Source organism: Lysinibacillus phoenicis, assembly GCF_047238325.1.
Taxonomy (GTDB): domain Bacteria; phylum Bacillota; class Bacilli; order Bacillales_A; family Planococcaceae; genus Lysinibacillus; species Lysinibacillus irui.
In genome coordinates, this window is the sequence record NZ_JBDFMP010000002.1 from 2,181,956 (window position 1) to 2,197,746 (window position 15,791).

Annotated in this window: 8 protein-coding genes; 3 read left to right on the forward strand and 5 right to left on the reverse strand. The window is 36.5% G+C overall.

Annotated features, from left to right (window positions below; translation table 11 throughout):
- Positions 1-123: 123 nt before the first annotated feature.
- A complete protein-coding gene (locus tag ABC382_RS12460; RefSeq protein ID WP_274797265.1) occupies positions 124-1,098 on the forward strand; it encodes a proline dehydrogenase family protein in 975 nt (324 codons plus the stop codon).
- 56 nt (positions 1,099-1,154) lie between these two features.
- Here ABC382_RS12460 and ABC382_RS12465 read toward each other — a convergent pair whose 3' ends face one another.
- Positions 1,155-2,492 carry an AAA-type ATPase lid domain-containing protein gene (locus ABC382_RS12465; protein ID WP_412926875.1) on the reverse strand — a complete coding sequence of 446 codons (1,338 nt, stop codon included), beginning with the start codon at positions 2,490-2,492 and terminating at the stop codon, positions 1,155-1,157.
- Positions 2,493-2,672: 180 nt separating this feature from the next.
- On the opposite strand from ABC382_RS12465, the gene pruA reads away from it, so the two are divergent.
- Together pruA and ABC382_RS12475 are read left to right on the forward strand one after the other, a co-directional pair.
- Positions 2,673-4,217, forward strand: coding sequence for an L-glutamate gamma-semialdehyde dehydrogenase (gene pruA, locus ABC382_RS12470; RefSeq protein WP_412926876.1), 1,545 nt, complete (start codon positions 2,673-2,675; stop codon positions 4,215-4,217).
- A 274-nt stretch (positions 4,218-4,491) separates the two neighbouring features.
- Positions 4,492-6,453, forward strand: coding sequence for an S-layer homology domain-containing protein (locus ABC382_RS12475; RefSeq protein WP_322611277.1), 1,962 nt, complete (start codon positions 4,492-4,494; stop codon positions 6,451-6,453).
- Between the two features lie 359 nt (positions 6,454-6,812).
- Here ABC382_RS12475 and ABC382_RS12480 read toward each other — a convergent pair whose 3' ends face one another.
- The 4 genes from ABC382_RS12480 to ABC382_RS12495 all read right to left on the reverse strand — a co-directional run bounded on the left by ABC382_RS12480 (position 6,813) and on the right by ABC382_RS12495 (position 15,339).
- The gene (locus tag ABC382_RS12480; protein WP_312504927.1) at positions 6,813-8,732 is read right to left on the reverse strand and encodes an N-acetylmuramoyl-L-alanine amidase; all 1,920 of its coding nucleotides are present in this window, start codon (positions 8,730-8,732) and stop codon (positions 6,813-6,815) included.
- 232 nt (positions 8,733-8,964) lie between these two features.
- Positions 8,965-9,870 (reverse strand): C40 family peptidase, encoded by a 906-nt coding sequence (locus ABC382_RS12485; protein ID WP_274795596.1) that lies wholly within the window; start codon positions 9,868-9,870, stop codon positions 8,965-8,967.
- A gap of 221 nt (positions 9,871-10,091) precedes the next feature.
- Entirely contained in the window at positions 10,092-11,159 is a 1,068-nt protein-coding gene (locus ABC382_RS12490; protein WP_412926877.1) for a CAP and S-layer homology domain-containing protein, read from the reverse strand.
- 187 nt (positions 11,160-11,346) lie between these two features.
- The gene (locus ABC382_RS12495; protein WP_412926878.1) at positions 11,347-15,339 is read right to left on the reverse strand and encodes a cell wall-binding protein; all 3,993 of its coding nucleotides are present in this window, start codon (positions 15,337-15,339) and stop codon (positions 11,347-11,349) included.
- Positions 15,340-15,791: the final 452 nt, after the last annotated feature.

Consider the following 15,791-nt stretch of genomic DNA (forward strand, 5'->3'; position numbering starts at 1 on the left):
CAATACTTTTAGCCCATTTCCCTCCCTCAAAAAAATTTTTTTCTAAAAATCAAACCATTTTACTTTTCAGAAAAAGTGTTATAATCGCCAAGAATTTAAAATTTTCAATTTTGGAGGCATATGATGGTATTACGTGATTTTTTCATTTACTTATCAGAGAACAAATTATTAAATAGTGCTGCACAAAAATATGGGCTAAAAATGGGTGCTCAAAGTGTTGTTGCCGGTACAAGCTTACCTGAAGTTGTGCAATCGATTAAAGAATTAAACAAAGCTAATATTTCTTGTACAGTCGATAACCTAGGTGAATTCGTTTACGAAAAATCAGAAGCAACTGCTGCAAAAAATAATATCTTAGCTGTCGTGCAAGCGATTCATGATGAGCAGCTTGATGCGCACATCTCACTTAAGCCTTCACAATTAGGTTTAGATATTGATTATGCATTCTGCTACGAAAACTTAAAAGAGATTGTAGCTCTTGCACATCAATATAATATTTTCGTGAATTTCGATATGGAAAACTACGAACGTTTACACAGCTCTTTTGAATTATTGGAGGAGTTACACAAAGAATTTGATAACGTAGGTACAGTTATTCAAGCTTACTTCTTTGAGTCAGAAGAAAATATTGAAAAATACAAAAACTTCCGTTTACGTATTGTAAAAGGTGCTTACAAAGAGCCAGAAAATGTAGCGTACCAATCAAAAGTCGATATCGACCGTAACTACCTAAAACTAATTGAACATCATTTGTTACATGGTAAATTCACTTCTATCGCTACACACGATCATAATGTGATCAACCATGTGAAGCAATTTGTGAAACAGCACAATATTCCAAATGATAAATTTGAATTCCAAATGTTATACGGTTTCCGTAAAGAAATGCAATTAGATCTTGCTCGTGAAGGCTATAACTTCTGCACATACTTACCATTTGGAAACGATTGGTATGGATACTTTATGCGCCGTTTAGCTGAACGTCCTCAAAATTTAACGCTTGTAACAAAACAAGTGTTTAATAAAAAAACGAACGTAGCAATCGGCATCGGTGCAGCAGCATTTGCACTTGGCCGTCTTTCTAAAAAAGGAAAATAAAAACTGAAGGGTTAAATACTTAGCTCTATCATTACATCAAAAAAGCGAAAACATCGTTAATCAATGTTTTCGCTTTTTTTATTGAGCTTAAAGTTTTTCACACGATATTGTAAGCTTTGTCGACGAATGCCCAGTGCTGCTGCAGTTTTAGAAATATTCCCTTGATGAAAGTCTAATGCTTTTGAAATATAATACTCCTCTACTTCCTTCATGTAGACATCTAACGGTCGAATGTCCTGTTGATTTTTAATAACAAACAAGTCACTCGTTGGAACTTCTTGTTCCGCTTCCTCACAGGAGCTTTGGATTTTCCACTTGAAATGAACGGGCAGCATATGCGATTCCACTATCGTTTCATTTGTGATCAATGACGTGATTTCATCCAAAAGAACTTCTAATTCTTTTAAATTCCCTGGCCAATCATACTTTAAAAACGTTTCTCGCACTTCTTCGGAAAGCCCTTGGATGGAAGAGCCAAAGCTGTCACGATGCCTTTTGAAATAATCGTCAATAAAGGGCATAATATCTTCTTTTCTTTCCCGTAACGGTGGCACATAAATGGTGATCCCTGAAAATAGTCGGTAAAGCTTTTTGGATAACTCTTGCTTTTGAATTAAATCTATCGGGTCTTTGCCAACACTTGCGATTAAAACATGCTGATGATTTGGATGGTTGTTGAAAAGCTCAACAATCTTTTCCTGGGCTTCAAGCGATAAATATTCGATTCGCTCGGCAAAGAAGGTGATTTTTTCTTTTTCAACAATGTATTTTTCGAATTGCTTTAACACCGTTTTCTCGTCTCGACGGCAAATTAAAGCAATAAACATATCATTTTGCACCTTTAGATCATGATGAATACCCTCGGCCACCATATCAATCCCTGTGCCTGACTCTCCTATTAGCACAACAGGCATTCTACTTAACGCTACAATCTTTGCCTTTTCAATAACATCCTTCATAACTGACGATACAGCCGTAATGATATCAAATGTCAAAGGGGCACCATATCTTCTTAATGGCTGATACATCATATATTCAAGCTGTGTAATATCTCGGGCAAATTCCACAGCCCCCACTAAAGCACCTTCATAGTGCAACGGATAAATATTGCTTATGTAGGTCACTTCTTGTTCTTTTTTATTCCAATACGTTTTTTTAACATTGAGAATTGGCGTTTCAGAACTTAGGACCTTATAAATATCACTTTTTTCAATTTCGAAATCAATAATCTCTAAGGCTCGTCTCTCCTCATACTCGTCTTCATTAACGCCTTCTAATTCTCGCATTTTTTTATTGTAGATGAGTAACTTGCCTTCTGTATCTACTACGCAAATTCCCATATCACCTTTTTCAATGACGTATTTATAAATACTTTGTAATACATTATTATCCATCTTGTCCTCCTGCATTCCATTAAGCTTATTCTAACACCAATAAGAAAGACAGATACAAAAATTAAAAAAAGTTTTAATATTTGAGTTGATTAATGCCAAATAATATTGCATTATATAATTAATAAAATCTTTAAAGGTGCATAATCATTTGGCACTCTTTATCCAGGGGAGGAAACTCACATGATTCCATACAAACACGAACCATTTACAGATTTTTCACAAGAAGCAAACTATAATGCTTATGTAGAGGCTTTAAATAAAGTTGAAGGTTACTTAGGTCAAGACTACCCACTAATTATCGGTGGCGAACGCATTACAACAGAAGATAAAATCGTTTCATATAACCCTGCAAAGAAAACAGAAGTGATTGGCCGCGTTTCTAAAGCGAGCAAAGATTTAGCTGAAAAAGCAATGCAAGCAGCAGATGAAACATTTAAAACTTGGAAAAAAGTTGATCCAGCTATTCGTGCAGATGTTCTTTTCAAAGCAGCAGCGATTATCCGTCGTCGCAAACATGAATTCTCTGCATTATTAACAAAAGAAGCTGGTAAACCATGGGCAGAGGCTGATGCAGATACAGCAGAAGCTATCGACTTCCTAGAATACTATGGTCGCCAAATGCTACGCATTAAAGATGGACAACCAGTAGAAAGCCGTCCAGGTGAATACAACCGTTATGACTACATTCCATTAGGAATCGGTATTGTTATTTCTCCGTGGAACTTCCCATTTGCAATCATGGCTGGTACAACAGTAGCTGCATTAGTAACAGGGAACACAGTGTTATTAAAACCAGCGTCAACAACTCCAGTTGTAGCATATAAATTTATTGAAGTATTAGAAGAAGCTGGTCTTCCAGCTGGAGCTGTTAACTTCGTACCTGGTTCTGGTGCTGAAGTGGGTGACTACTTAGTCGATCATCCAAAAACGCGCTTCATCAGCTTCACAGGTTCACGTGATGTTGGTTTACGTATTAACCAACGTGCTTCTGTATTAAATGAAGGTCAAATTTGGATTAAACGTGTTATCGCTGAAATGGGCGGTAAAGATACGATCGTTGTCGATAAAGAAGCGGATTTAGAGTTAGCTGCACAATCGATCGTGAAATCAGCATTTGGTTTCTCAGGTCAAAAATGTTCAGCATGTTCTCGTGCAGTCATCGTAGAAGATGTGTATGACCAAGTAGTAGAGCGCGTGGTTGAATTAACAAACGCTTTAACAGTTGGAGACCCAACAGACTTCAGCAACTTCATGGCAACAGTTATCGACCAAGCCGCTTTCAACAAAATTACTGAGTACATTGAAATCGGTAAAGGCGAAGGCCGTCTAGTAGCTGGTGGTACAGCTGACGATTCAGTAGGTTACTTCGTACAACCAACAGTATTCGCTGACGTTGATCCTTCAGCTCGTATTATGAAAGAAGAAATCTTCGGACCAGTTGTTGCGATTGCAAAAGCAAAAGACTTTGACCAAGCAATTGACATCGCAAACGACACAGAATACGGCTTAACAGGTGCAGTTATCACGAAAAACCGTATGAACTTAGAAAAAGCTCGTCAAGACTTCCATGTAGGAAATCTTTACTTCAACCGTGGCTGTACAGGTGCAATCGTAGGTTACCAACCATTTGGTGGCTTTAACATGTCAGGTACAGACTCAAAAGCTGGTGGCCCAGACTACCTACAACTGCATATGCAAGCTAAAACAACTTCAGAAATGCTTTAATTAGCATTTCCCATAAAAGCCATACATTGTTTCTTAGTAAACAAGTATGGCTTTATTTTTATGTACTAACATAAATAACATATATAATAGAAGAAACTCATGTAATTTTTCGTTCACTCCCCTGTTTAGCTTCTTGTCTAATTCTCTCTACACATGCCGAAAGAATACTATTTACCTATAATAAGCTGGTATATTTTAAGTGATTTCTAACATTTGACCCTTATATTGATTGTATAACTTTGTTAAAATGATATCAGTTTAGGAGGGTAAAACTATGAAAAAACTATCAATTTTTATGTTGCTCATGATGCTTGTTGGTCTAGTTATTTGGCAACCACAATCAGCCTATGCTGATGAGCTGTCAGGACATATGCATGAAAGCGGGCTGCGTTATTTAATTTCCAAAGAGGCTTTACTTAAAGATACAAATGGCAGCTATCGTCCAAATGCAACGGTTACACGCGGTGAATTTGCCACATACATAGCAAAAGCTTTAGATTTGGACACAAAAAGCGCGATAACGTTTACAGATGTCCCTGACACATATTTGTATGCAAAAGAAATTAAACTTGCTGCTACTGCTGGAATTATCACAGGCTATACAGATGGCACATTTAAGCCAGACGCAAATATTTCAAGAGAGCATATGGCAGTTATGCTCATTAGAGCTGTTGATTATTTAAAAATACCAAAAGGCACTTCCTCTATTACATTCAAGGATAATGCCACTATTTTCAAAGATTTCCGTCAGGATGTTGCAATTGGTGCACAATTAGGGCTTATTAAAGGAAGCTCTAATGGCATGTTCTTACCTAGAGATAATGCCACAATCGGTGAAGCTTCTACATTCATCCTTCGTTTAATTCTTCTTGCTGACCAAGTTGATACAGGCAGTAATGAAAACAGTGGAAATACTGAGAATAATGGAAATTCCAATAACAATGGGAATACGGGGAATGATGAGAATACAACTGCCTATATTATGAAAGAAATTTCAAATGGTACTCTAGTAGACAAGCAAACTTTCACTAGCTTTGAGGCTGCTGAAAAAGCGATGTCAAATAGCTCGTTCGTGATTACGCAAAATAATAAAATTATCAAAATGACTTCAGGTTACGTTGTAACGAATAATTATGTTGCACTGAATTCTGAAACAATTAAGGATCAAATCGCAGTTGCTGGTAATACAGAAATGGAATACCTAGGCAGCGATGCTACACAAGTAAAGGTGCGCTTAGCTGGTCATGTAGGCTATTTAAAACAGGCTGACGTTAGCTTAATTCCCTCTGCTTTAGTAAAGGGACGTTCTTATTACACAAATGAGAATGGCGAAATAAAACATACTTTATACGATTATAAAACAAATAAATATACATCTAGTTACGTCTACGGTAAGGCTCCTAGCTTTATGAAGCAAGGTGAAAAATACTTTAGCTGGGATGGCATTAATTTCACCAATGCGAACGGCTCTTCCAAAGGAGAAGGCTACAATTACTATCAATTCTTACCTGCTCGTGCTACAACCCACTATACAGCCGAAGAGATCGATCAATATATTATGAATAAACTAGCGGAAGTAGAAAGCTCTGGTGCTTCTATTTATAAGAATGCTACAACAAAAAGTAAGCTAATTGGCTTAGGCTCTGTATTAAAAGACATAGAAGCTAACGCTCACATCAACGCTATGCTGATCCTAGCTCTTGCACAGCATGAGAGTGCCTATGGTATGAGTGATCACGCTCAAAACTTGAACAATCTATTTGGATTATATGTTTATGACACGAATCCACTGAACAAGAAGTTTGATAGTGTTAGCGCCAATATTAATGAGCTTGTTGAGAAGTTTTTACAGCCAAATTATATTACACCAGGCGGACGTTATACGAATGGTGCAGTTGTTGGCTCAAAGGCTATCGGCTTTAACGTAAAATATGCCTCTGATCCTTTCTGGGGCGCTAAAATCGCTGGACACTACTATCGTGCTGAAAAATCATTAGGCTTTAAAGATGCAAATAACCCTTATAAAATTGCACTAACTACAACATCTGGTCTGAATGTTCGTGCAGATGCATCAACAAGTCAAAGCCCATTATTTACATTTAGTAAAAGTAATATGCCGGTAATTGTTACAGATACAAGTGCAAATGGTTGGTATCAAGTGATTTCAGATAAACTTCACACGGAACCAGCCTATATTAGTAAAGATTATATTAAGTTCATCAATACCGTGAAATAATAGCAAATGGCTGCCTTCAAGCAAGGCAGCCATTTTTATACTGTCGACACAATGAATCGAGATGTTCAACTCGATTCATTGTGCTATTTACTCTTCTCTATCGCATCTGTAAAGACTCATTCAATGATTTCTTATCGCTTTGCGCAGATTTATTTATTGTGTGAGAAATATCGTAAACGTTCTCTATGATCATTCAATAATACTCTTCGTCCCAAGAAAACAAAGGCAAACTCTCAAATTTAAATGATCTCCATTAACTGCTTTCCATAGTTTGTTTGATTTTCACGAAGTGGGGTATGTATAAAGTAAGAAAAAACGATCCCAAAAGCTTGTACACCTTTGGAATCGTTTCTTAAAACTTATTGTTTTTTATAATATTGCAAAATACCGTTGTAAATAGATTCTGCAAATAGTTTAACGTATTGGTCATTTGTCATTTTATTGTTATCCTCAGTATTCGTTAAGAAACCAAGTTCTACTAAAATAGATGGAATGACCATATTACGAATTACGTAGTATTGCTCTTGCTTCACACCACGGTTTTTCATGTTTAAATTGTTAACAATTTGGTTGTTAACAAATGTAGCTAAATCAATGTCCTCCTGATACATATCTCCAGTAGATATTGCATAATATGTTTCAGTACCCTGTGCTGACGCATTGGCAGCAGAGTTGACATGGACACTAACGAAAATCTCACCATAGTTTGCTTGAGTGAAGTCTACACGATCTTGTAATGATGGATACGTATCACCAGTACGTGTCATATAAACTTTGGCACCAGCATTCTCTAGTAATTGCTTCACTTGTGTACTAACTTTTAATGTAATGTTCTTTTCAGCAGCAGAACCTTTTACAGTCCCTGGATCTTTACCACCGTGACCTGGGTCTAGAATGATAATACGGTTTTGTAAAGGCTTATTATTTTGATTTAATAGTTTGATATAGGATTTATGAACATATCCTGTTTGACCATCATATGTGATTTCTGCCCAATAACCATTAATGCTGTGAACTTGGACATACTTTCCTTTGTTCAATTTAAATAACACTGCTGAAGTTGAATTACTTTGACTACGTACATTGAGGTTATCAACTGTTACTCTTCCTAGTACTTCTCCTGAAGCTGGAGGTGTAGTTGGTGGTGGTGTTGGGTCAGGCTTTTCTTCAACAACAGCATCTTCTGTGCTTGCTGCAACGACATAACCTGGTAAACCATTAACTTGTGTTAAGTAATAACCACCGACTTGCTTATAAACTGGTAATTTTTCTTTATTTTTGATCGTTAAAATGGCTTTAGATGAAGAAGTTGGTTTCACATATAAATTGATATTAAATTTAGGTGTTACTTCTTTCTCTACTGAACCTAATTCATTGCCATCTGCATCTAAAAATTGTGCATATTGTTTAAAGACATAAGCGTAGGCACCTTTATAGGTTACTTTTAACCAATTGCCTTCTACTGCATAGACTGATAATTTACCGCCTGTATTCACTTTACCTACAATGTTAGCGTTAGAACTAGAATCCATTGTTTTACGGATATTTAAGCCATCTGTTGTCACCTTTACTAAGCCAATCACTTGAGATGTATCAGGCACAGACGAGCCTTTCACGGGCAATTCTAAACGATATTTTTCATTGTTTGCACGTGCAACGAATAGTGAAAATTGTGAACGTGTTACTGTGCTGCTTGGTAAATACGTTTTACCTGTCCCATTTGTAATACCATTATAATAAATAGTATTAATATATTTCACATATTCATGTGTGATTCCTACATCCGTAAATGGTGAGTCAATTCCCTCATATTCACTAGTATCTAAATTAAATGCCTTTGTTAATACATAACTCATTTCACCACGAGTTAGAGGCTTGTTCGGTAGGAATTGACCTTTGATATTTTTGTCGAATAATCCTAATTGTACAGCACGTTCTATGTAACCTGACATTTCTGTGCCGACTGTAACATCTGAAAAGCTTGATTTATTCACGACTAATGGTTTGTTACCTGAAGCAACAACTACCATTTTAGCTGCTTGTCCTCTTGTTACACTATTATTTGGGCCAAAGACTCTTTTACCATTCACAAAGTAGCCTTGAATCACACCCAAATTTACTAAATAATTGATTTCTTCATAGGCTGGGTGATTTTTAGTGACATCTTCAAATGTTATATTTGAATTAGTAGCTGCACTGACACTTGCACTATGTATCGTTAACATAGAAGCCGAAATGAATAAGACGCACAAGATAAGACTAAGTTTTTTGATGTTCAATGTCTTATTTCCTCCCTTCTTGTTCTCTTAACGTGTCCATTTTAACAAAATTAGCTAAATTACGCATCATACAATAGAACTGTTAAAATTAATTTTTTCCAAGCAACCCCTTTCCTACAAAATTATCATAAAAATAGAAGAGTCTGCGATTGCAAACCCTTCTTCCATTATACGTTATTCAAAAGATCATTTCTTGCAATCTATAACACAATTTACTGTAAATTACAGAAAATTATCGTTGTTGAATTCTATCAATAAATACTTTTAGTTGATTGATTTTTAATAGCTCGTCAGATCCGAAGCTTCCATCTCCATCACCATTTGTAATACCATTTGATGCAAGAATAGAAACATAGCTACTAGCCCAGCTATCTTGTGGTACATCACTAAATGCTACTGTGTCACCTTGATTTTCAAGGCCAAATGCTAAAACTAATACTTTTGCAATTTGCGCACGAGTAATTGGTGAAGCTGGGTTGAACTTACCGTTAGCATCGCCCTCAAAGATTCCTAATTTCTCTACTGCTGCGATAGCACCTGCATTGGCACTTGTTGGTTTAACATCTACGAAACTAGTAGTTGTATTGGATGTATCTAAGCTCAAAGCTTTTGCAATTTGTACAGCTACCTCAGCACGAGAAGCATAGACTGAAAAGTCAATGGCTGCTTGTTTTACTTCAGCTGCATCAAATGTAGCAACACGTTTAGCCCCTACATAACGAGAACCCCAATAGTACGGATCATCAACATTTGAATAGCTTACACCTTGGCCAGTTTGAGAGTGGATCATTTTACCATCACCTATGTATATACCCACATGTGAAATACCACTACCACTTGTATTGAAAAATACTAAATCGCCCACTTGAAGATCGCTCTTTGCTACTGCAGTACCTTGTTGATACTGTGAGCCTGACGTACGGTTCAGTTGAATACCTAAGTCTGAAAATACTTTAGAAGTAAAGCCAGAGCAATCAAAACCGCTAGTCGTTGTGCCGCCGTATTTATATGGAACACCTAAATATTTAGAAGCTGTATCTGTAACATCTGCTTTAGTCGCTGCTTCAGCAGTATTTATATTAGTAGTTGAAAATAACATGAAAGATGCAAAAATCGGTAATAACCATTTCTTATTCATACTTTTGTTATACCCCTCTCAAAACTTTTTTGCCTATAAATAGACTATCACAAAAGAAGCAATAGTTATTTTTCAATTGTGTAACGGTTTTAGACAGCAAAAAAACGCTGTAATACCAACGTTTGGGGGTATTTCCAGCGTTAAAAAGGGGATTTTTTTATCATAATTTGGAGCTTTCGTAACATTCCTGTAATATTAGAGACTGATTGTTACATAACAACTTATTGACTAGAGAACATTTGCACCCAATAGTAATTTCCTTTGCTATCCTGTGCTATTGCAACACCTGTATTCGTATAGTGTTCTTTTAAAATATTATCTCGATGGCTAGGTGAAGCCATCCACGCCTTAACAGCAATTTCAGGAGTTGGAATATTTCTCGCAATATTCTCTCCAAAGCTCGTATAGTCATAATCAAATAATGTCGCTAAATCCCAAGGTGCCCCATAAAATGGAGATATATGTTCAAAATAATGGCGATTTACCATGTCTTGCGCTTTAATAATCGCAATTTGTGTCAGCTCTGGATCATAGACAACAGGTTCCAGCTTGTTTTTCTGTCTTTCAACATTAATTAATTCAATGACCTTTTTCGACCATTCTGTAGAAAGGTTGATAGTTGGGATATAATCCTTTGCTAAATAGTCATAGGCTACTTCTAGCTTTTTTACTTTTTGTTGAAATGCAATGCTTCTCTCAACAAACACAGCAAACTGTGCACGCGTTACCATTCTGTCAGGTGCAAAATGTTTTGCATCCACCCCGCCAATAATACCTATATCTGCTAAAGATTCGATATAATCTTTTGCCCAATGTGTGCGAGAAATATCTGCAAATTGGCTGTTATTATTGCTGTCTACTTTAAACTGGTAGGCCAATGCCAACATTTTCGCTACCTGCATACGCTGTAACGGCTCCTCTGGATGAAAGGCATCGCTTTTTTGAATGATACCTAGCTGTACAAGCTGGCAAATTTCTTTGTAATACGGATGCGTTGCAGGAACGTCCTTAAACTTTGCTGAATTCGCAATGTCTATGTTTGTCTGAAGAGAGCGTGCAATGGCAGCAGCAGCCTCTGCCCTCGTAATAGCTTGCTCAGGCTTGAATTTGTTATCACTGTATGTAGTCATATATTGTTTAGTGAGCATATGTTGAATCGAAGCATTTGCCCAGTATGAATTTGTCACATCCACAGCTTTTACGGATGCCGCTTCTGCCTGACTAAAACTAGCTAAACTTCCTACGATTGTAGCAATTGAAAGTACTACTATACAAAGTATTTTTTTCAACAGAGCTACCTCCTCACGATGGGAAATAAAATGGGGACAGTAAAAAAGTTCACCATATAATATAAAGTACGAATTTCAAATGATATAGTTTCACTTTTTTGGAAATTAATCAATGGAGTCATTATTTTCTCATTATAATAGGAGTTTTCCCGTAATATGCATTGGGAAAACTCCTTTTTACTAAAAACTATTCAATCATTTTAAGATATTCTTCAAGAATGCGGTAGTTATACACTAACCCCTGTTGCTCAATCGACAATGCACTGTAATCCTTTTGTGCAGCTAATACTTTTTTCTCAAATGATGAGCTATCTGGATCAATACTGCCAATAGCTTGAACCACTTTAAGAACAGAAGCCACATCTTTTTCTGCCTGCTTTAAGACATCCTCATTAATGACTTGTCCTCTCATTTTAGAATCCAGCGCTTTATAAGCAGCTACAGCATTTGCCACATCTTCTATATACGTAGGTGAACTTGGTGTAAGTCCCGCTATTAACTCTACAACCTTCTTGACATCAGCCATACTTTTCTCTGCCTCTAAAAGGATAGCATAATTGGAGATGCGCTGTTTATCCGTAGTATTCAAGCTGTCATACTCTTTACGCACCGCTTCAACCATACCGAAATAATACTTGTCCTTTGGATTCAATTTAGCAATATTATTATAAACCTTGATAACGTTGTCTAATGAAAGCAATAGCTGGTCGTTATAAACATAGCGTCGTTGATCAGCATTGAGCTTGTCGTAGGCTTTTAAAATCTTTTGATATTGACTATTCATATCCTTAGCTGTTAGGAGTCGGTCAATATCCTCCACCACACTAATGACAGGCTTAATTAGCTTCTCTTGATCCTGTAACACTCTGTAATTTTGTACAGCTCGTTGCTGATCCTTTGGTAAAGCATTATAGGCAGCACGAATTTCCTGTACGCGTTTCACATATTGCTTTGGATCAACAGATGGTAAGTCTTCAATCATTTGCATCACATTACCAGCACCTAAAATGCTCGTTTCTGCCGCTTGTAATAAGTAATAGTTTGTTACATATTGTTTCATATCGGCAGGCAATGCATCATAAAGTGAACGCGCTCGTGATGTATCCTGAAGGAATGTATTACTTGAAGCTTTTAGCTTGCTAATCAATTCCATGACATTGGATACAGGCTCATATTTTAATAGGACATCAATATTATCAATGTATTTCTTTTGATCCTTTGATAATTTATCATACGCCTTGCGTGCGGAATTTACTTTACTAACAAAGCTTTTCGATTCAGGATCTAATTCATTAATTTGCACCATCACACTTAAGATCGGTTTAACCGCCTTCTCACGTGTTGTTAAATCTTTAATATTAGTCACTAATTTCTTTTGGTTTGATGACAGCTTATCATAGGCTACACGTGCATTCATTAGCTTCGTTAAATACTCTGCATCCTGTTCCTCAGTTAAATTAATCAGCTCAATGACGCTTTGTGCTAAGCCCTGCTCATTTTCAGCAGCTACTAATGCATCATAATTCACAATTGCCTCCTGCTTTTCTTTAGGCAATGCATCGTAAATTTCACGAGCTGTTTTCATATCCTGATAGAATGTTTTACTCGTTGGTTTTAATGAAGAAATCAATCCAATTAATGAAGCAACATCCTCAACCGCCGTAAGATTAGCATAATTCGTTACACGTTTTTGAGACACTTGATCGAGCGCATTATAGGCTTTACGTGCAGCAAGCACTTTTTTTGTATAATCCTTATTTGTTGGATTTAAGGCATCGATCATTTGAATAACCTTGATTACATCCTTATTGGTTTTTTCATACGCATTTAATGTTTTGGCCTGCTCCACAAGCTTCTGCGCATTTTTATCCATTGCTTTATATTCAGCAGCTAGTTCGGCTACCTTTTTTACAAATGTATCAGGACCCTCATTTGCCAATGCTGTGACACGGTCGTCAAATGCTTTGGCCATAGCAATATAGCCCTGTGCTTTTGTAAGGTCCTCGCTATTTACTACCTTTGCTTTAAGAGCTTCACCCAATTTATTAAACGCTTCATCAGCTTTTGCCACATCATCTTTATATGTTTTTTTAGATGGACTTAATGTACTGATTTGAACCATTACATCAATTACAGGTATCACATCTTTTAAATCTTTATAATTTTGGACAAACGTTTTATTGGACTCATCTAGCTTCGCATAAGCAGTAAAGGCTGATTTTGCTTTAGAAATATAGCTTTTAGAGGAAGGATCCAGTTTTTCAAATTGTGTTATGACATTAACAACAGATTTATAGGATTTCTCTAAATCTGTTAATACTTTAATATTTGTCACGCGCTTTTTAGCTGTTGCTGATAACGCATTATAGTCTGAACGTGCAGCCAATATTTCTTCAATAGCTATATTTTTATCTAGCAGACCAATTTCTGTTATAACAGCCTGTACCGCTTCTTCCTCTTTAATCAAAGCCTCTACTTTGTTTTGCAGCTGAGTTTTCAAATTAGTAAGAGCTGTTTCATGCCCTTGTTCTTTCGTATCTAATTGCTCCACTGTCTCTTTCAACTTGCTAAGCTGTGTGCCATAGTCAGCTGTAGGTTTTAATGTATTAATTGTTTTCGATGCTTCTGCGTATTTTTGAAACAGCGTTAGCTTTGTCACTCCTTGCACTAGTTTTCGATCATTTTCAGTCAGCTTGTTATAGGCAGTCCACGCAGATAAAGTTTTACTTTCAAATGTTTTGGCGGCTGGATCTAAGCTATCAATTAACTTATCTACCTTTAATGACGCACTTAACTTTTTCTCCCACGCTGTTAGCTCTGCTAGATTATTGACGATTTTTTTGACATCGCTTGCACTGATCGTTGTTCCAGCTGGAGCAGGTGGATTATCATAAGCTAAACGTGCCGCTTTAATAGCATCTACTTTTTCACTATCTGCTTTTAAATCAATTAGTTTTATAAGATCTTCGATACTTTTAGCTGCAGTAATATTAGCTAATGCTGATTGTAATTCGTTCGCGTTTTTAACAAATCCTTTATCAATCGTTAGGTCATCATATTTTGTTTTTAGCTCAGTAACTGCAGCACGATATGAGTCTTCTTTGGATACACGTAATTCGGAAATGCTTTTCGAAATAGTTGCCGCCTGACGATATTGTTCAATACTCTTATAATCTATTTCTACTAATTGTTTGGAGGCTGCATCCAAACTATTATATGCTTTATCAATAGCTGCAACCGCATTAATAAAGCTTGAGGCTGAAGTGAAATTTGCTGGCTGCTTCCCTTTTAGCTCGGCAATACTAGAAGTCACTTTTTCTATAGCAGACAAACCTGATAACGTATCCTTATACTTTTTAAAAGGTGTAACCTTATCATCATTTGGATTGTACGCTTCAACTACTTTCTTTTGCTCTGCTGATAGCCCATTATAATTCGCCGTAAAGCTATTTATTTTTGGCAAAATAGCTGAATAATCCGAGGATTTTTCCAATAACTCAACTAACAGAACTAATTCGGTAGCCGTTGCTTCTGCTTTAGTTGAATCCACTTTCAACTTATTTAATTTATCAACATCCATACCCTTGCCTTTAAAGTAGGCATTGCGTTCAGCATCGGTATAACCGTACTGTAAAGAGGTGCCGCGAATTGTACTGGCAATATCTTTTGCATTATTCACTAGCGCCTTATTGACAGCTGCTTCAAATTCCTTTTGAACAGTTATATACGCTTTTTGCCCATTCAAGCCATCATTTAAAAAGCTAGTATATTTCGTATCTAAAGCGGCAACCTCTGCAATAAATGTTTTACTTGTAAACGAGATTCCCGTCATTTCTTTCCCTAATTTTTGTAGCTCACTTAATAGGCTACGTTGCTCCTCGATATAGCGATACTTCGCTTCAATAAATTCCACTTCGTCTCCATTAAAGCCTGCAGCACTTAGAACTTGAAGATCTCCTTTCGCAATGACCATGTCATCAGCCGTAGAGTTCTCCGAAAGCTTACCAAATTGAGCAATAAGCTGTTCTCTTGTCGTTGCAGCCGCTACCTCATTCGTATAGGCAACCTGCTCTGATTGCGTTGTAACGCGAGATTGGGCATCATTTTCTTGTGCGTTTGCTATAGCTGTAGGTGCTAGTAATAGACTCGTTAAGACACCTGCTGTCAATTTTCGATTCAATCGAACCACCCTTTCATCGTTTATGTATAGTAAAAATGATTGTGCTCATTTTCATTTAGAAATCATGACTTTAGTATCGGTGTAAATCAAATGTTTTCAAGCCATTCTACTACATTTACAAAATTTTGAGCTTTAAAAGAAGTTTTTCTAAATTACTAGCTAGAAAAACAGGAAGTTATTTCAATTATACTATACAATAGAATTATGTAGATTCAGCAAAAGATTTGGCCATTTACTGAATTAAGAAAAAGTCTTCGGGAGATGTCACTGATTTTGGAAAGGTACTTTTCGACAAGCTCGAAAAAATCTGGACATAGTATGCCGAGACATAATGGATGTGGTGTTTTGCATCAAGCGACATACACTGACGAAATATGCTTTTTTCAATGAAATTCATGAAAAAAAACAGCTATTTTCATATGTCATAATGTCTTTACAAGGTGTATACTACA

Coding starts and splice junctions, on each gene's coding strand:
- ABC382_RS12460 (WP_274797265.1), top strand. CDS start 124: ATGGTATTACGTGATTTTTTCATTTACTTATCAGAGAACAAATTATTA.
- ABC382_RS12465 (WP_412926875.1), bottom strand. CDS start 2,492: ATGGATAATAATGTATTACAAAGTATTTATAAATACGTCATTGAAAAA.
- pruA (WP_412926876.1), top strand. CDS start 2,673: ATGATTCCATACAAACACGAACCATTTACAGATTTTTCACAAGAAGCA.
- ABC382_RS12475 (WP_322611277.1), top strand. CDS start 4,492: ATGAAAAAACTATCAATTTTTATGTTGCTCATGATGCTTGTTGGTCTA.
- ABC382_RS12485 (WP_274795596.1), bottom strand. CDS start 9,870: ATGAATAAGAAATGGTTATTACCGATTTTTGCATCTTTCATGTTATTT.